Annotated in this window: 16 protein-coding genes and 1 tRNA gene; 9 read left to right on the plus strand and 8 right to left on the minus strand. The window is 63.8% G+C overall.

Features of this window, described 5'->3' with window-relative positions; genetic code table 11:
• Positions 1-10: 10 nt before the first annotated feature.
• Complete coding sequence (locus tag KIH45_RS08230; protein ID WP_225899765.1) at positions 11-1,048, minus strand: serine hydrolase; 1,038 nt, start codon at positions 1,046-1,048, stop codon at positions 11-13.
• Positions 1,049-1,154: 106 nt separating this feature from the next.
• A complete protein-coding gene (locus KIH45_RS08235) occupies positions 1,155-1,307 on the minus strand; it encodes a hypothetical protein (RefSeq protein WP_213175530.1) in 153 nt (50 codons plus the stop codon).
• 159 nt (positions 1,308-1,466) lie between these two features.
• Between KIH45_RS08235 and KIH45_RS08240 the strand changes: the two genes are divergently transcribed.
• Both KIH45_RS08240 and KIH45_RS08245 read left to right on the plus strand, forming a co-directional pair.
• Positions 1,467-1,541 (plus strand) — tRNA-Thr (locus KIH45_RS08240).
• Positions 1,542-1,785: 244 nt separating this feature from the next.
• A complete protein-coding gene (locus KIH45_RS08245) occupies positions 1,786-2,157 on the plus strand; it encodes a Flp family type IVb pilin (protein WP_213175531.1) in 372 nt (123 codons plus the stop codon).
• 141 nt (positions 2,158-2,298) lie between these two features.
• Here KIH45_RS08245 and KIH45_RS08250 read toward each other — a convergent pair whose 3' ends face one another.
• The 3 genes from KIH45_RS08250 to KIH45_RS08260 all read right to left on the minus strand — a co-directional run bounded on the left by KIH45_RS08250 (position 2,299) and on the right by KIH45_RS08260 (position 4,253).
• Positions 2,299-3,096, minus strand: coding sequence for a hypothetical protein (locus tag KIH45_RS08250; RefSeq protein ID WP_213175532.1), 798 nt, complete (start codon positions 3,094-3,096; stop codon positions 2,299-2,301).
• A gap of 148 nt (positions 3,097-3,244) precedes the next feature.
• The gene (locus KIH45_RS08255) at positions 3,245-3,541 is read right to left on the minus strand and encodes a GNAT family N-acetyltransferase (RefSeq protein WP_213175533.1); all 297 of its coding nucleotides are present in this window, start codon (positions 3,539-3,541) and stop codon (positions 3,245-3,247) included.
• 55 nt (positions 3,542-3,596) lie between these two features.
• Positions 3,597-4,253, minus strand: coding sequence for a YggS family pyridoxal phosphate-dependent enzyme (locus KIH45_RS08260; RefSeq protein WP_213175534.1), 657 nt, complete (start codon positions 4,251-4,253; stop codon positions 3,597-3,599).
• Here KIH45_RS08260 and KIH45_RS08265 point away from each other — a divergent pair.
• The 6 genes from KIH45_RS08265 (at position 4,252) to KIH45_RS08290 (ending at position 12,502) form a co-directional block, all read left to right on the plus strand.
• The gene (locus KIH45_RS08265; RefSeq protein ID WP_213175535.1) at positions 4,252-4,830 is read left to right on the plus strand and encodes a thiamine phosphate synthase; all 579 of its coding nucleotides are present in this window, start codon (positions 4,252-4,254) and stop codon (positions 4,828-4,830) included. The two genes, KIH45_RS08260 and KIH45_RS08265, sit on opposite strands and share 2 nt — an antisense overlap.
• A gap of 104 nt (positions 4,831-4,934) precedes the next feature.
• On the plus strand, positions 4,935-7,289 hold the full coding sequence (locus KIH45_RS08270; protein WP_213175536.1) for an FtsK/SpoIIIE family DNA translocase: 2,355 nt from the start codon (positions 4,935-4,937) through the stop codon (positions 7,287-7,289).
• Between the two features lie 253 nt (positions 7,290-7,542).
• Complete coding sequence (locus KIH45_RS19455; protein ID WP_213175537.1) at positions 7,543-9,033, plus strand: sensor histidine kinase; 1,491 nt, start codon at positions 7,543-7,545, stop codon at positions 9,031-9,033.
• Entirely contained in the window at positions 9,026-9,385 is a 360-nt protein-coding gene (locus KIH45_RS08280; protein ID WP_213175538.1) for a response regulator, read from the plus strand. The genes KIH45_RS19455 and KIH45_RS08280 overlap by 8 nt, the downstream gene beginning before the upstream one ends.
• A 185-nt stretch (positions 9,386-9,570) precedes the next feature.
• Complete coding sequence (gene ald / locus KIH45_RS08285; RefSeq protein ID WP_213175539.1) at positions 9,571-10,695, plus strand: alanine dehydrogenase; 1,125 nt, start codon at positions 9,571-9,573, stop codon at positions 10,693-10,695.
• Positions 10,696-10,753: 58 nt separating this feature from the next.
• Positions 10,754-12,502, plus strand: a complete 1,749-nt coding sequence (locus tag KIH45_RS08290; RefSeq protein WP_213175540.1) for a sensor domain-containing diguanylate cyclase — start codon at positions 10,754-10,756, stop codon at positions 12,500-12,502.
• On the opposite strand, the gene KIH45_RS08295 is transcribed toward KIH45_RS08290, so the two are convergent.
• From KIH45_RS08295 to KIH45_RS08305, 3 genes are read right to left on the minus strand one after another with little or no spacing between them, the layout of a single operon-like run.
• Entirely contained in the window at positions 12,499-12,900 is a 402-nt protein-coding gene (locus tag KIH45_RS08295) for an acyl-CoA thioesterase (RefSeq protein WP_237688758.1), read from the minus strand. The two genes, KIH45_RS08290 and KIH45_RS08295, sit on opposite strands and share 4 nt — an antisense overlap.
• 19 nt (positions 12,901-12,919) lie before the next feature.
• The gene (locus KIH45_RS08300; RefSeq protein ID WP_213175542.1) at positions 12,920-13,417 is read right to left on the minus strand and encodes a DUF2939 domain-containing protein; all 498 of its coding nucleotides are present in this window, start codon (positions 13,415-13,417) and stop codon (positions 12,920-12,922) included.
• On the minus strand, positions 13,414-15,504 hold the full coding sequence (locus KIH45_RS08305; protein ID WP_225899767.1) for a S9 family peptidase: 2,091 nt from the start codon (positions 15,502-15,504) through the stop codon (positions 13,414-13,416). The genes KIH45_RS08300 and KIH45_RS08305 overlap by 4 nt, the downstream gene beginning before the upstream one ends.
• 220 nt (positions 15,505-15,724) lie before the next feature.
• Between KIH45_RS08305 and KIH45_RS08310 the strand changes: the two genes are divergently transcribed.
• Positions 15,725-17,521: an aminopeptidase P family protein gene (locus tag KIH45_RS08310; RefSeq protein WP_213175732.1), complete on the plus strand. Its 1,797-nt coding sequence runs from the start codon at positions 15,725-15,727 to the stop codon at positions 17,519-17,521.
• Positions 17,522-17,611: the final 90 nt, after the last annotated feature.

A 17,611-nucleotide genomic window follows, 5' to 3' on the forward strand; every position in this document is an offset into this window, starting at 1 on the left:
AGACTAGACGTTAGCGCACCCGCGTGTTGTCGTTCGACGCACTCGCCGCAAAGCGCGGATTGGCAAAGCCTGCATAGAGCGTGCGGGTAATTTCCGCGATACGGGCGTCACGCTGCGGGCGGCCGCCCTGTCCGGTGACGTAGATCGCCATCACGACGACGCGGCCATCGGGCATTTCGACAAAGCCGACATCGCTTGCCGTATTGTTGAGCGTGCCGGTCTTGTGACCGAAATCAATTCCGCGCGGCAGGCCGGCCTTCATGCGGCGGCTGCCGGTGACGGTACGGGTCATCGCGCCGATCACGACATCGGTGCTGGAACCTGACAGCCATTCGCCCTTGTAGAGGCCCGCGATCAGGCGAACCATCTCGTTCGGCGGGGTCGAATCGCGCTGGTCCGCACCCGTGGCCGGATCGAATTCGCCATCGTCGCGCACCAGCGTCGCGATGTCGCGGTCGATGCGAAACCGTTCAAAGCCCTTGTCGCGCATCCACTTGGTGACTTCCGCCGGGCCGCCCACGGCCTTCAGCATCGCGTCTGTCGCGGTATTGTCGCTGCGCGTGATCATCAGTTCGATGAGGCTGCGTGCGGTCAGCTCCATGCCGGGCTTTACCGGGGCAATGCTGCTCGAAAACGGGCGCGATGCGACCGGGATCATCAGCGGATACTTGTCATCAAGGCGGTAACGTCCCGCGTCCACGCCTGCGAGGAAAGTCGCGGCAATCGCGATTTTCGACGTGCTGGCCATCGGGAAAGCCTGGTCGCCGAGGATCGAGACGGTCTGTCCCGTCGAAAGATCCATCGCGGCAACGCCGATGCGGCCCTTGTCGGGGCGGGCGACGGCAAAGAGGTTCTGACGAAGGCCGGTACCGACCGGATCAGCCTCGCGCCCGTCGAGCACTGCGCCGTTCGGACCGTTTATAAACTCGTCGAACGTCTGCGCAGGCGCGTTATCGGCGCTTGCCGGATTGGCGGAGAAAAGCAGCGCGGAGGCCGAAAAGGCCGCCACCGCCGCGCGGCGAAATTTGCGTGTAGCCAGTCCCATCATGTTCCCGCGTATAGCATGGATCGGATTGTTACAGAATTAACCGATTCGGCCTTGACGCAAAAGCGTTCCGCGACGGGATGTGCAAAAGCGGGGCGTGACGCGTTTTTCAGTCGTCTTGGCGTACGGTTTTATCGCCAGCCGGCTTCATCGCACGGGCCTGTGCCTTGCGCCGCTTCAGGTTCTCACGAAGCTGCCGCGCCAGCCGTTCTTCGCGGGTTTCCGCGGGTATCGCCCCTGACTTTTCCTGCTTTTCGCTCATCGGACTGCGATGGCACCGTCCCCGTCGAACCGCAAGTCGCCGCATGAGGCATACGCTGTGCTTGACAAGGCGCCATGCCCCCGCCAATAGCGCGCCCCTGCGATGCGGTCCCATCAGACCGGCGGGCACTTGCCCTGCGAATCGCCTTGCGATGGTCTTGCTGCTGTAGCTCAGTGGTAGAGCGCACCCTTGGTAAGGGTGAGGTCGGGAGTTCAATCCTCCCCAGCAGCACCATCCGCCCACCCCGCAAATCGTTACCGGAACGGCCCGCAACCTTGGTTTGCGGCCTCTTAACCTTTGCCGCCTAGTCTCCAGACCGCGCACGTGCGTGTCCGTTAAGTCGATGAAGAGTTCTGTCATGGAAATGACCAAGCTTCTTCGCCGGTCCGGGCACGCGTATCTGTAGAACATCGGGCGTTCCGTGGTGCTTCCCCCCAACCAGCACTGCGGGGCGTTCGACTAACAGGGATTACGGACGATGTTGAAGCGGTTCTGGAAAGACGAAAACGGTGGGTCGGCGGCCGAATACGCGCTGATACTGGCCGTTGTCGGCCCGGGACTTGGCGCGGCCGCGCTGGTTCTTGGTGCGAATGTCGGCGCTTCGGGAAGTTCGCTGGAAAGCGATCTGGATGCGACGAACGCTTATGCCTCGGCATCGACTTCGAACGGCAATGGCGGGGGCCAGGTCGAATCGGGTAGCACCACTGGTGGCGGATCCAACAGCGGCGGCGGCAGCACCGATACTGGCGGCGGCACCGGCACAGGTGGCGGAACGGACACAGGCGGCGGTACCACGCCGACGAACCCGGGCGGGCAGCCCTGCCGGGGCAATTCGAAGAACTGCAACTGACGTAGTTCGCAACAGCATTTCGCGCGCGTCCCCAAACACCGCGCACGAAAAGGGGCGAGGTGGCAGCGAACACCTCGCCCCGCTTTCGTTACGGCACCGCTTTGTTTCTAATGGGCGGGCCCGGAAGCCCGCCCCGTCAGATCAGCACTTGGGGTGCTGGCCGATGTCGCGGATGTCGTAGACGCGGCCATCAGCAACTGTCACTTGCAGGCACTGACGCGACGCAGGGCGTGACCAGATCGTGTAGGCCGTGTTGCCCGATTTGAAGCCATCAACGTTGCGGAAACCGCGGCTTTCCAGTTCGCTACCGAAGTTACGGGCGCGAATGCCCTGAAGGTCGGAGAATTTCGCCTTTTCGCGATAGCCGCCGCTGCCGTGGTGATAGCTGGTGTTGTGCCGGCGCTGGTCGACACCGGCCGAATAGCCTGACGAATAGGCATCGGTCTTGTCGTAGTTGTGATAGGCAACATTGTGCAGACCGTCGTTATAGCCGCGGTCGTACTGACGCTCCGCCTCGGCATCGTCGTAGTGTTCGCCATCATCGTGATGCTTCGACTTGTGCGACAGCAGCGCGCCCAGAAGGGCCGCACCCGCAACGGCGGCAACCGCCGCACCCGCGCCGGAATGACCTTTCTCGGTATGACCGCAATCCTGCGGAACCACGTCGTTGATGGTCATGACCCGGCCGTCCATCACCTCGACCGTCACGCAGTCGCGGTCACCCTTGTGCCACCAGTTGGAATAGCTGGCGCCGTAACCGCCCTTGTGCCCGTCGATATACTTGAAGCCGCGATCCTGAAGCTCGCTCTCCGCACTCGATGCGTGCATGCCGTTGATGTCGGTCAGCGTGCTTGCCTTGCGCGCCATGGCCGGCGTCGCCGCCAGACCGGCGGCCGCGACCAGCGCGAGAATCGAACCCGTATTTCGTACAAATGCCATTTACCTGTCTCCCCACATCCGGACAGTTCAAAGGCGGACCGGCGCGACTCGTCGGCCCGGTAGCCAGAAGGCTAAGGCCGGTATTCGGGACGTAAAGATGACAAATGTCAATTGTCTGGGCGGAAAAGGAAACTCCGCCATGCGCCGGTCAGGCCTCGACGTCGTCCCAGTCCGGATTGCGCCGGAACGCGGCGACGACATAACTGCACACCGGCCTGATCTTGAAACCTTCCTCGCGCGCATCGGCGACAAGGGCGTCGACCAGCTTGCCGGCAATCCCTTTGCCGCGCAGATCATTCGGCACAAAAGTGTGGTCGGCGACGAGGACCTTGCCGCCGTCGTCCTTGCGATAGGTCAGTTCGGCCTGCGTCTGCTGGCCGTCGACAGTTGCATGATAGGCGCCGCGGCCTTCGCCGTCGTTACGCGTGATCGTGACATTGCTCATGAAAACTCCTTTGCCCCTTCAACCGGCAGGGGCGGCAGGCAGTTCCCCCGCGTTGTCAGTCGCGCGCGCCGAACAGCGCGGTGCCGATGCGCACGTGCGTCGCGCCCAGCATGATCGCGGTCTCGAAATCGCCGCTCATCCCCATCGACAGCCCCGAAAGGCCGTGTTCCGCCGCCAGCTTGGCGAGCAAAGCGAAATAGGGCGCGGCCTCGACGTCGGCGGGGGGCACGCACATCAGGCCTTCGACCGGAATACCCGCCTCGCGAGCTTCGGCGAGGAGCGCAGGCAGGTCGGCAATCGCGCAGCCGCCCTTCTGGTCCTCGTCCCCGATGTTGACCTGTACGAAGCACGGCACGGTGCGCCCGGCCTTTTCGAACGCCTTGGCCAGCGCCTTCACGAGGCTCGACCGGTCGAGCGAGTGGATCGCGTCGAACAATGCGACCGCATCATCGGCCTTGTTCGACTGGAGCTGGCCGACAAGATGCAGCTTCACGTCGGGATAGCGCGCTTTCAGGTCCGGCCACTTAGCCTGCGCTTCCTGCACGCGGTTTTCGCCGAAGACGCGGTGGCATTCTTCCAAAAGAGGCTCGATCTCGTCTGCCGTTTTCGTCTTGGAAATGGCGATCAGGGTCACGTCCTCGGGCTTGCGGCGAGCAATCCGGGCGTTGCGAGCGATATCGTCTGCGATCTGGTTCAGTGCTGTTCCGGCCATGGCGCGCTGCTATAGCGAGTGCGTGCCGCCAATCCATACCCAACCTTGCCCTTCTTCATTCTGGCCTGCGATCTGGCTTATCAGCGACGCGCGCAACGACGCTTCGCTGGAGGACATTCTGATGCGCCTGCCAATGGGCAGCGGGTTCGTGTTCCGGCACTACCACCTCGACGCAGCCGCGCGGCGCAAGCGGTTCGAGCAGGTCAAACGCGTGGCGCGGCGGCGCGGGCACACCGTCGCGCTGGCCGATACGCCTGCGAAAGCGCGGCGCTGGGGCGCGGACGCAGTTTACGGAGCGCCTGCCGCCGTTGCGGGCGGGCACGGCTTGCTGCGCATCGCGACGGTCCATTCCCTGCGCGAACTGGGAGAAGCGCATCGGGCAGAGGCGGATCTGGCGATGATCTCGCCGGTCTACCCAACCCGGTCGCATCCCGGCGCGGGTGTGCTGGGCGTGGTGCGGGCAAGGTTGCTGGCGCAGCACGCCCTGGTGCCTGCCGTCATGCTCGGCGGGATGGATGCGTACCGCGCGCTTCAGGTCGAGCCGCATGGCTGGGCGGCCATCGACGGGCTTGCCTGAAATCAGGGGCTTTTGACGATACCCACAGGCTCCCTCGCGCTGATTGACCCCCTTCGCCCGCGCAGAGCATAATTCGCGGCTGTTCGAACAGGGATTTTGAGGCAATGGCGACACGAGCCGCAAGAGGCGCGCCCGACTGGCGTGCCGCGCTGAAGCGCAGTGTGAACCGCACCGGCGAACTGCTGGGCGCGGGCGCACTGCTGTTGTTCGCGCTGTTCCTCGCGCTTGCCATGGTCAGCTACGAGCAGACCGACGCCTCGTTCTCGACCGCGGCGGGCGGTGGCCCTGCCAACTGGATGGGCGCGCCCGGCGCCTATGCCGCCGATGCGCTGTTCCTGGCTTTCGGCCCCGTCGCCGTCCTGATCCTGCCGATGCTGTGGGTCTTCGCCCGCCGCTTGTGGCAGCTTGCCGACGAGGAACAGGTCGAGGCCCGCCCCCACTGGTGGCGGCCGCTTGCCTTGCTGGCTCTTGCCATGATCCTGCTGGCCACCGTCATGGCGCTGCTGGTCGAAGGGCCGGTCTGGGGCCTTCCTGCCGGTATGGGCGGGGTTGCGGGGCTTGCCGGATCGAAGCTGATCTATTCGCTGTCGAACTTTGCGCCCGCAGCCTACTCGGGCTGGGTCATCCTTGGCCTTGCCGTCGTGTTCCTGCTGGGCGGTGCCTATATCGCAGGCCGCGTCTTCGCGATCGACTGGGCAGGCCTGCTGACGCTCCCGCTTGCCCTGCGCCGCGACCGCGCAGACGAAGATGACTACGACGTGGTCGAAACCCCGCGCACCGCGAAAAAGGCGAAGAAGGCGAAGCGCGAGACGATCGTCGACGATGAGCCAGACATGGTCGAGACCGCCGCCCCGCGCCGCGCGCCGGAGATCAGCGACCCGACCGCGCCGCCCAAGCCCGCCACCAAGGCGAAGACCAAGCCCAAACAGGGCGACTTCTTCAACGCCGACTATACCCTGCCCAGCCCCGACCTGCTGGCCGAAGTGCCGGACCAGAGCGGGCAAAAGCTCGACAAGCTGGCGCTGGAACGCAACGCCCGCCTGCTCGAAAACGTGCTGGAAGATTTCAACGTGAAGGGCGAGATCACCGCCGTTCGCACCGGCCCCGTCGTCACGATGTACGAACTGGAACCCGCACCCGGCATCAAGGCCGCGCGCGTCATGGGCCTTGCCGACGACATCGCAAGGAACATGAGCGCGATTTCCGCCCGGGTTTCCGCCATTCCGGGCAAGACCGTCATGGGCATCGAACTGCCCAATGCGGACCGGCAGATGGTGTCATTCCGCGAACTGATCGAAAGTGCCGCGTTCGGCGATCACAAGGGCATGCTGCCGATCATCCTGGGCAAGGACATCGCGGGCGAGCCGATCGTCGCCGACCTTGCCGCCATGCCACACCTGCTGGTTGCCGGTACGACGGGTTCGGGCAAGTCGGTAGGTCTGAACGCGATCCTGCTGTCGCTGCTCTACCGCCTGACCCCTGCCGAGTGCCGCTTGATCCTGATCGATCCCAAGGTGCTGGAACTCAAGACTTACGACGACATCCCGCACCTGCTCTCGCCCGTGGTGACAGAGCCGCAGAAGTCGGTCCGCGCGCTGAAGTGGGCGGTCGAGGAGATGGAGCGTCGTTACCGGATGATGAGCTCGATCGGCTCGCGCAATCTTGCCGGGTTCAACGAGAAGGTGAAAGTCGCCAAGGCCAAGGGCAAGCCGCTGGGCCGCCGCGTCCAGACCGGGTTCGACCCCGAAACGGGCGAGGAGATCTTCGAGGAAGAGCAGCTCGACTACGAAGTCCTGCCCCAGATCGTGCTGATCGTGGACGAGCTTGCCGACCTCATGATCACGGTGGGCAAAGAGATCGAGGTCCTCATCCAGCGCCTGTCCCAGAAATCGCGCGCGGCGGGCATTCACCTCATCATGGCGACGCAGCGCCCGTCGGTCGACGTCATCACCGGCGTCATCAAGGCGAACATGCCGACCCGCATTTCCTTCCACGTCACCAGCCGCATCGACAGCCGCACGATCCTTGGCGAACAGGGTGCGGAACAGCTGCTGGGCAAGGGCGACATGCTCTACAAGGCAAGTTCGAAGCCCCTCACCCGTGTCCACGGGCCTTTCGTGTCGGACGAGGAAGTGGAGGAAGTGGCGAACTTCTGGCGCGGCCAGGGATCGCCCGAATATGTCGATTCGGTCACCGAGGAACCCGAGGACGGCGGCTTCTCCTTCGACGATCTCGACGGGGCGTCGGACGATCCCGAACAGCGCAAGTACATGCAGGTCTGCCAGATGGTTTTCGAGAACCAGAAGGCCTCGGCCAGCTGGATCCAGCGGCAGATGGGCGTGGGTTACAACACCGCGTCCAAGTGGATCGAACGCATGGAAAAGGACGGCCTTGTCGGCCCCGCGAACCACGTCGGGCGGCGCGAGATCTACCGCGACCGCGATGGAAATCCGCTCTGACCCTCGCCAAAGAACCAATGGCATTGCGGCATTGTACCTTTTACCCTCATGATGTGTTTACGGGGTCTGAGGTAACGTCCCCGAATTCGATTCGCGTCTTGGCCGGTCATCGGTTGGCTATGCGAACAGCATAACGGATGCCGGGCCGCTGGCCCGGGCAAGGCGCCACCATTACCCCCAATGATGGTGGAGCGGAGGGATGATGCAATTGGCTGCCGGCGGGGGCCTGCCCTTGCCGACGAGCGTTTTAGTCGTGAAGCGTGCGCTGCTGGTGCTGGTGGCGTTGTTCAGCATATTCGTGCTCGTCTTCGGATGGGGCGCGGGCATGGAACACTTTGTGCGGCTGGGCTCCGACCGCCCCGGTATCATGCCGACCACCGCTTTCGGTCTCTACGCCATTGCCACAGTCCATTTCCTCGCCGCCATGTGGCCGGTGAAGAACAACATCCTCGCGCTGAAGGTCGTATCTGGCCTTGTCGCCTTGTTCGCGCTGCTCAATTTCGTCGTTCTGGCGACGGGCGTCATGCCCAACGGCATCGATGGGGACGTCTGGCCGCGCACGCTGGGCAGGCCGCACGACGCGATGTCACTTCCCACGTCGCTTTGCTTCTTCCTGCTGGGTGTCGCAGGCCTTGTAATGGCGGGCGACATGGCGCGTTATCGCCCGTTGTTTCATGGCCTTCTCACGCTGGGCATGATCGTGGCGACCTCGGTGCTGCTGACATACCTGCTGGATCCCAACTCTTTCACCAGGGTGAAGCCGATGGCGGCAATGTCGGTGCAGACGGCGGGCGCCTTCACGCTGTTGTTCCCCGCCGTCATGCTGCGCGATGCGCACGGCGGCTGGGTCGAACTGATGCGCGGACCGCTGGGCGGCAGCCAGTCTGCGCGCATGCTGCTGCCGTTCTTCTTCTTCATGCCTCTGGTCCTCGCGCTGATCGGCCTGCTCGCATCGGATAACGGCATGATCACCCAGTCATTCCGCCTCGCACTGATGGCCAATGCGATGATCGTGCTGGGCTGTGCCGCCGTCCTGGGTGCAGCCGCGCGCCTCAACCGGGCCGAGGCGGAGCAGGCGGCGATGCTGGAACAACTGCGCCGCACCGCGGACGAGAAAGAGACGCTGCTGCGCGAGATTTATCACCGCGTGAAGAACAACCTGCAGCGTATCGACGCTTTGCTCGCGTTTGAAAAATCGCGCCTGCCCGACGGATATGCGCACCACGCGCTTGACGCCATGTCCGCCCGCGTCCGCGCATTGGCAACGGTGCACCAGATGCTGCTGGCGTCCAATTCGTTCTCGCGGATCAGCCTTTCCGACTATCTCGGCCGGTTGACCGACAATATCGCACAGGCCCACGGGCTTGAGGAAAGCGACGTCAATCTGGAATGCCGGTCGGCCACGATGGTCGTCGATTTCGAAGCGGCGAATGCCATCGGACTGCTGGTGAACGAGCTTTTGATCAACGCGATCGTCCATGCCTTCCCGATTGGTGTTTCGGGAACGATCCGCGTAGACTGCCGCGAACTGGATGAAGAGTGGTGCCGCCTGACCGTGGCCGATGACGGATCGACGGTTTCCGGCTTTGACCCTAACCGCCTGGACAAGGGCGGCGTGGGATCGCGCATCGTGAGGGCGCTTGTAAAACAGCTTAAGGGAGAGATCAGTGTCACAGACGACAACGGGACCACCGTCACCATCGACTTCCCCCGCAAATCGCTTGAAAACCCACACCTTGGATAGACCGCGCCGCATCGTCATCGTCGATGATGACGTGCTGATTTCGGAATACCTTCAGGATCTTTGTGTCTTTCACGGGTCCGATGTCGTGGGCATGGCGCACGATGCCGACAGCGCGGAAGAAACGATCCTCGCCGTCAAACCCGACTTCGTCCTGATGGACCTACGCCTTGGCGGCCCGCGCGATGGGGTGGACGTGGCCGAAGTGATCCACCGCGAACTGCCCGATACCAAGATCGTCTTCATCACCGGTTCTAACGAGCCGAAGTCGATGGACCGCATCGCCAGCGACCATCCGCATCACGTTCTGGTCAAGCCGATCTCTCCGGCCGACTTGCGCAAGGCGCTCGCCTGATCGCCCCTTTGGGTCCCTCACCCAGCATAGCGCCTGATCGCCCGCATCTTCGGGCACGCCTTCCCCCACTTCGTGTTATGAAAGAATCGGCACGCGGGCGATTGCCCCGAACCGGTTACAATTGTAACGAACCCGCGAAATCGTATGCCGGGCCATGATCCCGGTCTTCGCGCGAAGGAGCGACAATGCGCATCGGCTGTCCCAGGGAAATCAAGAACCACGAATATCGCGTCGGCCTCACGCCCGAGAGCGTGAACGAACTGGTCGCCCACGGGCACGAGGTCTGGATCGAGAGCGGTGCAGGGCTCGGCATCGATGCCAAGGACGCCGACTATGTCGAGGCGGGTGCCAAGATCGTCGGCGGCCCCGACCCGATCTTTGCCGAGTGTGAGATGGTCGTGAAGGTCAAGGAACCGCAAGCCGTCGAACGTGCGAAGCTGCGCGAGGGACAAGTGCTATACACCTATCTCCACCTCGCCCCCGATCCGGAACAGACCGCCGATCTGGTGAAGTCGGGCGTAACCGCTATCGCCTATGAAACCGTCACCGGCCCGGGCGGCACGCTGCCGCTGCTCAAGCCCATGAGCCAGGTTGCCGGCCGGATGAGCGTGCAGGCAGGCGCAACCGCGCTCGAAAAGGCGCATGGCGGGCGCGGCGTGCTGCTGGGCGGCGTGCCGGGCGTCATGCCGGGCAAAGTCACCGTCATCGGCGGCGGCGTGGTCGGCTGGAACGCGGCGCAGATGGCCGTCGGCCTTGGCGCGGACGTCACCATCCTCGACCGCAGCCCCGAACAGCTCGAACGGCTTGGCATGTACTTCGAAAGCCGCGCCAAGACGCGCTTTTCGAACAAGGCGAACCTGCACGAAGCGGTGTGCGAGGCAGACCTCGTCATCGGCGCAGTGCTGATTCCCGGCGCTGCCGCACCCAAGCTGGTCAGCCGCGAGATGCTGGGCGACATGAAGAAGGGCGCGGTCCTTGTCGACGTGGCGATCGACCAGGGCGGTTGCTTCGAAACCAGCCACCCGACCACGCACGACGACCCGACTTTCGTGGTCGACGGCATCGTCCACTACTGCGTCGCCAACATGCCCGGCGCGGTCGCGCGGACCAGCACTTACGCGCTCAACAACGTGACCCTGCCCCACGCGCTGGCCATTGCCGACAAGGGCTGGGAACAGGCGATGCGCGACAACCCGCACCTTGCCGAGGGGCTGAACGTCCACAAGGGCGAAGTGACCTATGAAGCGGTCGCGCGGGAACTGGGATACGGCTACCGTCCGGTGCCCGACGTACTGGGTATTTCCACCTAGGAAATCGTTTCACGGCCATTAACCAGACATCAAGCCATCCCTGCCATCGTGCAGGGCGATGGTGGGATGGCCTTACAGATTTCTGGCAGCCTTGATGCTGCTGGGCGCTTTGCTGGTGCCGCAAACGGCGGCGGCGGCTCCGGCCGTGCGCGCAAGCTGTTTCGCGGCCACCGGGCTGGTGCAAACCGTCGATCACCCGCGCCTTCCCGCCCGTGCAGACTGGATCTGCAATGGCCGCAATCCGCAAAATACGCCGCAAGTGAGCTGGGTGTTCTTCACGCCGGACGACTTTGCGAACAAGGGCCTGAAGCCCAGCCACTTCGTCACCGACATCGCGCGGTTCGATCGAATCAGCCTGATCGTCATGGACGCCAGCGGGCCGCTGCGGTCGCGCACTTATTCGATGGAAGACGTCGGCCATTTCGTGAACGGCCCGAAATTCGCCCTGCCCCTGCCCGACATGCAGGGGGCAACGGGGCTTGTCGTGGCGATCGAAAAGCCTTGGTCGGGCGTCATCGCCTCTCGCGCCTCGCTTCAGGTACAGCAGACGCCGACCGATGCCTTGGGGTGGAGCGACGATGCCATGCTGGCCATCGCGCTTCTGCTGGGCATGATGCTCACTCCGCTGCTGTACCACGCGGTGTTCCACCGTATCCTGCGTGAAGGGTATGTCCTGTGGCAGATCGCCTCGGCAACCAGCATCATCGCGCTGATCACCATTCACAGCGGCCTGATCCATCACCTCATCGGCATCGGCATGGAAACCACGATCCAGCTTTCCATGCTGGCCTTGATGGTGCCGATGGTCTTTTCCAGCGGATTCCTGCTCAGCTATCTTGAGGTGGAGGCCATTCCCGAAGGAATGCGCAAGCTGCTCAAGTCGGTGGTCATCGCGGCGGGGCTGACACTGACTTTCATCGCGCTGCCGTTGGCGTTCCTGCGTCCTCTCACGGCAATCGCATTCCTGCTCATCCCGATTCCGCTTGCAGCCGTTGCCATTGCCTCCGCCGCCATGGCGATCCGGTCGGGTCGCCGGATCGCATGGGCACAGCTGTGCAGCTGGGCCGCGTTGTCGCTGGCCTATCTTTTCAACGCCGTGCGCGGCTTTGGCCTGGTGATGGGTGACGGGTGGGTCGATGTCGGCTTCGTCGGCGCGATCACCCTGCATGTCGCGGTGGGCGTCTTCGCCGTGCTCTATCGTGTCGACATCATGCGCAAGGAGCGCGAGCGCGTGAACGCGCGCCTCGACGCGCTGACCAATCTTATCGACCTCGACCCGCTGACCGGCATCTTCAACCGCCGCGCTTTCGAACAGCGTTTCGTCGAACTGCGCTCGGACGGTTTCCACGCGCTGGCCGTGGTCGATCTCGATCACTTCAAGCGGATCAACGACAAGTTCGGCCACGCCACCGGCGACCGCGTGCTGCAGGAAGTCGCGGCTGTACTGGCCGGCGACAAGGATGCCATCGGCTTCCGCATGGGCGGCGAGGAATTCGTCGTGATGATGCGCGGCAGCCAGATCCAGCAGCGCGCCGAACAGCTGCGCCGGGCCATCACGATCCGCATCGCCAACGAGGTCGAGGGGATCGACGCCCCGGTCACGGCCTCTATGGGTCTGATCGAAAGTCCGCCGGGCGGCGCATCGTCCATGCGTCAGCTTTACAGCCACGCCGACCGCCTGCTTTACGAAGCCAAGTATTCGGGCCGAAACCGCCTGATCAGCGAGCGTATCCAGATCTTCGAGCCGCCTTCGCGCGAACGCCGCATGAAGGACCGCCGCAACGCCGACCGCCGCGCCGAGGGTTAGTCCCCGATATTGATAAAGGCCCGCGCCACGTCTGCGGGCACGCGGGCAAGGCGGCCCGTGTCCTTCTGGATCATCGCCCAGTTCGACCGCACCGAAACGATGGGCCTGCCCACCGGCTCACCATCTTCCTCGCGCCAGAAGTCGATCAGGCGTTCGAAGCGCGCACCAGTGGGCGGTTTCTCGATGCGGGTCTCGGCGATCACGCTCTCACCCTCGCCCACGTTGCCGCGGTAATCGATCTCGTGCCGTGTCACGACCCACAGGTACGCATCGACATGGGCGGGGTCGGCGACCTTTTCCCAATGCTCGATCGCGATGTCCTGCGCCCAATTGAGCCAATTGGCGTTGTTCACGTGGCCCATGAAGTCGATGACGTCGGCATCTGCCGTGAATGTCATGCGGTATGAAGAAACCGGATCAGGCATTGTCGAGATCGACCCCCACGAGTTTCCAGCCAAGCCCGTCGCGCCGGAATACCAGCGCGCCGCTGCCTTCTTCTGCGGCGAGGCGGAATGAATTGAAGCCCCCGCGCTCGAACCGCCATGCAACCGGCTCACGCTCGCTTTCCCGGCGCGAGATGACGAGACCCGCCGCCTGTCCGGTGCGGATCATCTGCGCCACCGTTTCGGGCGTGACCACGGTGTCGACCACGACGCCGGTGCCGGCCTTCGCCAGTTTCGAGCCGAGCGAACCCAGCGGACCGCCGCGATCGGCAGCCTCGGTCTCGATCCGGTTCTCGATCTGACTCTTCAGCGAGTCACGAAACGCCGGGAAATCGACGCGTCCTTCCAGCCGCGCGACATCGCCATCGCGCGCGGCCTGGCGCAGATCGTGCGCGGCATAGAACTGCGATCCGAAGAACCAGATGCCGAAGACGATGGCGGCCAGGAACAGCCAGCCGAAAAGCTTCTTCATGCGCGTTCAGCCATGCCCAGCTGCCACAACAGGAAGGCATATTCCTCGGCCACTTCGCGTAGGCCTTCGAACCGGCCCGACTTGCCGCCGTGGCCTGCGCCCATGTTCATCTTGAGCAGAAGCTCGTTGTCGTCGGTCTTCATCTCGCGCAAACGCGCGACCCACTTGGTCGGCTCCCAGTAAGTCACGCGCGGATCGTTCAGCCCGCCCGTCACCAGCATCGGCGGATAGTCCTTGGCCGCGACCTGGTCATAGGGACTATAGCTGCGGATCAGTTCGAACGCGGCCTTGTCCTCGATCGGGTTGCCCCATTCGGGCCATTCACCCGGCGTCAGCGGCAGCGAGGCGTCGAGCATCGTGTTCAGCACGTCGACGAACGGCACTTGCGCCACGACCGCGCCCCACAGGTCGGGATCGGAATTGACGATCGCGCCCATCAGCTCACCGCCCGCCGAACCGCCCGAGGCGGTGATGCGGCCCTTCGCGCTATAGCCCTTGGCGATCAGACCGTTGGCCACGTCCACGAAGTCGTTGAACGTATTGGTCCGCTTGGTCAGCTTGCCATCCAGATACCACTGGCGGCCCAGATCGTCGCCGCCGCGGATCTGCGCCACGGCATAGATGAAGCCGCGATCGACAAGGCTTAGCCGTCCGGTCGAGAAATAGGGCGTCATCGCGATGCCGTATGCGCCATAGGCGTAAAGGTGCAGCGGCGCGCTGCCGTCCATCGGCGTGTCGGAGCGCATCATCAGCGATACGGGAACCTCGGTCCCGTCGCGCGCAGTGATCATCACACGCTCGGTCCGGTACTGCGAGGCATCGTAGCCCGAAGGGATTTCCTGCACCTTCAGCGTTTCGAGCGTCTTTGCCTTCGGATCGTATTCGAAGACCGTGCTGGGCGTGACCATCGAGAAATACCCGAGCTGCAGAAGCTGGGTATCGTACTCGGGATTGTTGCCGAGGCTGGCGGTATAGCTCGCCTCGGGGAATGCGATCGCCTCGAACTCGGTCGGCGTGTCGTAGGACCGCAGCTGCACCTGATCGAGGCCCTGCAGGCGCCCTTCGGTGACGAAGAAGTCCTTGAACAGCTCGAATCCGGTCAGGTAAAATTCGTCCGACCCCGCGATCACCGTCTCCCAGTCACCCGGTGCGGACAGCTTTGCGCGGGCAAGGCGGAAGTTTATGTGATCGTCGTTGGCGTGGACGTAGACGTCATCGCCCGCGACATCGATGTCGTACTCAACACCCGTCTTGCGCGGTTTGACGAGGATGGGCTCTGCCAGCGGATCGGCGGCGGGCACCATGCGCACTTCGCTGGTTTCGTGGTCCGACGTGCCGATCAGCAGCCACTTTTCGTCCGAAGACAGGCTGGACCCGACGCGGAAGCCCTCGTCATCCTCGTGGAACAGTTCGACATCGTCCGACAGCGGCTTGCCCAGCCAGTGGAGCCGCGCATTGTCGGTGCGCCAGTTCTCGTTCGCCAGCGAATAGACAACGCCGGTATCGCCCGCGACCCAGACCAGCGAGCCCAGCGTGCCGGGGATCGTGTCGGGCAGAATTTCGCCGGTGGCGAGGTCCTTGAACTTCGCCTCGAACCGTTCGGACCCGTTGGTGTCGACCGAATAGGCCAGCTTCGTCCCGTCCTGGCTGACCGAGAACGAGCCCAGCTTGAAGTATTCGTGCCCCTCGGCCAGCACGCTCTCGTCCAGCATGAGCTGCTTGCCTTCAGTCCCGTCGCGGCCACCCGCGGCAGGCTTGCGCCACCACTGCTTGTACTGCGCGCCCGCTTCGTATTCGACCCAGTAATACCAGTCGCCGTCCTTCGTCGGGACCGAGCTGTCGTCTTCCTTGATGCGCCCGCGCATTTCGGCAAACAGCGTGTCGATCAGCCCTTCGAACGGCTTCATCCGCGTTTCGAACCACGCGTTCTCGGCCTTCAGGTGATCGAGGATTTCCTGGTCCGCCACGTTCGGATAGCCGGCATCGCGCAGCCACGCATAAGGATCCTCCACGGTAATGCCGTGGTGGCTGAAGCTGTGGGCGCGTTTTTCGGCGATCGGCGGAGCGATGGGGGCGGTTGCTGGCAAGCTGTCGTTCAAGGGTATCTGGTCCTCGGCATCACAAGTCGAAAGGTCGGGGGAACCTGAAATGGGGATGCGGCCCGCAATGGCAAAGGGGAACTTCGCTGGAAAGGCCGCCCCATGGGGCCTATGTTGCGCGCACGAGCCTTACAAGAGCCTTCGCATGAGCCATCTCAGGCGAGGGCCGGGCACACCAAATTCGAATACGAAAGACCACACGATGCTGATGCAGACCCACGAAGCCCGCCTCCACGCCCTGAGGGAGGAACTGAAGCGCCGCGATCTCACCGGATTCGTCATCCCGATCAGCGACGAACACATGAGCGAATATGTCGGCGAATATGCCCAGCGCCTTGCGTGGCTGACCGGGTTCGGCGGCTCGGCAGGCATCGCGCTCGTCACGCTGGACCGCGCCGTGATGTTCGTCGACGGCCGCTACACCCTGCAGGTGCGCGATCAGGTCGACGGCAAGTTCTGGGACTATGAAAGCATCCCCGACACCAGCCCTGCCGACTGGCTGCGCAAAAATGCCACCGAAAACGCGCGCATCGGGTTCGACCCGTGGCTCCATTCGCGCGGCTGGGCCAACGGCATGGCGGCGGCTCTGGCGAAGAAGGGCGGCACGCTGGTCGGCGTGGAAACTAACCCGATCGATTCGGTCTGGGAGGACCAGCCCGAACGCAGCAGCGCGCCCGCACGCCCGCATGACGAGGTCTATACGGGCCGTTCCAGCGCCGACAAGCGCGGCGCGATCGCTGAATGGCTGAAGGAAAACGAATACGACGCGACCGTGATCACCGCGCTCGATTCGATCGCGTGGCTGTTCAACATTCGCGGCTCTGACGTATCGCGCACGCCGGTCGCCTTGTCCTTTGCCGTCGTGCGCAGCGACGGAACGGCGGACCTGTTCATCGCGCCCGACAAGGTGACGCCCGAACTCATCGCCCACCTCGGCAATGCCGTCTCGGTGCGTGACCGCGATGCGTTCGAGGATGAACTGGCCGCGATGGGCGGCAAGACCGTGGCCGTCGATCCCGACCGTTCGGTCGCCGCGATCTTCCGCGCGCTCGAGGATGCAGGCGCCACCGTCAAGGAAGAGCGTGATCCCGTCGTCCTGCCCAAGGCGATCAAGACCGATGCCGAACAGGCCGGCCACCGCGCCGCCCAGGCCCGCGACGGCGCGGCCATCGCCAAGTTCCTGCACTTCGTCGAAACCGAAGGCCCCAAGGGTGAGCTGACCGAACTTGCCGCCTCGGACAAGCTGGAGGCATTTCGCGCCGAAAGCGACAAGCTGACCGACCTGTCGTTCGACACGATCTCGGGCGCAGGCCCCAACGGCGCGGTCGTCCACTACCGCGTGAGCGAGGAGACCAACCGCACGCTTGAACCCAACAGCGTCTATCTCGTCGATTCGGGCGGCCAGTATCATGACGGCACGACCGACATCACCCGCACCGTCTGGGTCGGCCCCGACGCTCCGGGCGCCGAAGTGAAGGACCGCTTCACCCGCGTCCTCAAAGGCCACATCGCGCTCGCCATGGCGATCTTCCCCAAGGGCACTGTCGGCAGCCAATTGGACACGCTGGCGCGCCAGTTCCTGTGGCAGGCGGGGATCGACTATGCCCACGGCACCGGCCACGGCGTCGGCGCCTATCTTGGCGTCCACGAAGGCCCGCAGAACGTGGGCAAGAGCCGCGGCGCCAAGGAACAGGCTCTGCTTCCGGGCATGATCCTCTCGAACGAGCCGGGTTACTACAAGGCCGGCGAATACGGCATCCGGATCGAGAACCTCGTGCTGGTCCACAATGTCGAGATCGCGGGCGCGGAACTGGAACCGATGGGTTTCGAGACCCTGACTTTCGCCCCGATCGACCGCCGCCTGACCGATGTCGCGATGCTTTCGGAGGCGGAGCTGGAATGGCTAAACGCCTACCATGCCAAGGTTCTCGAAGTCGTCGGCCCGCAGCTTGAGGGCGAGCGTCTGGAGTGGCTGAAGGCCCAGTGCGCACCGCTTTCGGCCTGAATCCGGCCCATCAGCTTGAGGGGGCATTAACGGCCCCCTCACCCTGATACATATTGCGACAATTCTCCTCTCACCGGGCATAAACCTGCG

This window comes from Croceicoccus gelatinilyticus (assembly GCF_018398395.1).
In the GTDB taxonomy this organism is placed as follows: Bacteria; Pseudomonadota; Alphaproteobacteria; order Sphingomonadales; family Sphingomonadaceae; genus Croceicoccus; species Croceicoccus gelatinilyticus.

Excerpts from the sequence above, each read along its gene's own strand:
- KIH45_RS08230 (WP_225899765.1), bottom strand. The coding sequence starts at position 1,048 with ATGATGGGACTGGCTACACGCAAATTTCGCCGCGCGGCGGTGGCGGCC.
- KIH45_RS08235 (WP_213175530.1), bottom strand. The coding sequence starts at position 1,307 with ATGAGCGAAAAGCAGGAAAAGTCAGGGGCGATACCCGCGGAAACCCGC.
- KIH45_RS08245 (WP_213175531.1), top strand. The coding sequence starts at position 1,786 with ATGTTGAAGCGGTTCTGGAAAGACGAAAACGGTGGGTCGGCGGCCGAA.
- KIH45_RS08250 (WP_213175532.1), bottom strand. The coding sequence starts at position 3,096 with ATGGCATTTGTACGAAATACGGGTTCGATTCTCGCGCTGGTCGCGGCC.
- KIH45_RS08255 (WP_213175533.1), bottom strand. The coding sequence starts at position 3,541 with ATGAGCAATGTCACGATCACGCGTAACGACGGCGAAGGCCGCGGCGCC.
- KIH45_RS08265 (WP_213175535.1), top strand. The coding sequence starts at position 4,252 with ATGGCGCGCTGCTATAGCGAGTGCGTGCCGCCAATCCATACCCAACCT.
- KIH45_RS08260 (WP_213175534.1), bottom strand. The coding sequence starts at position 4,253 with ATGGCCGGAACAGCACTGAACCAGATCGCAGACGATATCGCTCGCAAC.
- KIH45_RS08270 (WP_213175536.1), top strand. The coding sequence starts at position 4,935 with ATGGCGACACGAGCCGCAAGAGGCGCGCCCGACTGGCGTGCCGCGCTG.
- ald (WP_213175539.1), top strand. The coding sequence starts at position 9,571 with ATGCGCATCGGCTGTCCCAGGGAAATCAAGAACCACGAATATCGCGTC.
- KIH45_RS08290 (WP_213175540.1), top strand. The coding sequence starts at position 10,754 with ATGGTGGGATGGCCTTACAGATTTCTGGCAGCCTTGATGCTGCTGGGC.
- KIH45_RS08295 (WP_237688758.1), bottom strand. The coding sequence starts at position 12,900 with ATGACATTCACGGCAGATGCCGACGTCATCGACTTCATGGGCCACGTG.
- KIH45_RS08300 (WP_213175542.1), bottom strand. The coding sequence starts at position 13,417 with ATGAAGAAGCTTTTCGGCTGGCTGTTCCTGGCCGCCATCGTCTTCGGC.
- KIH45_RS08310 (WP_213175732.1), top strand. The coding sequence starts at position 15,725 with ATGCAGACCCACGAAGCCCGCCTCCACGCCCTGAGGGAGGAACTGAAG.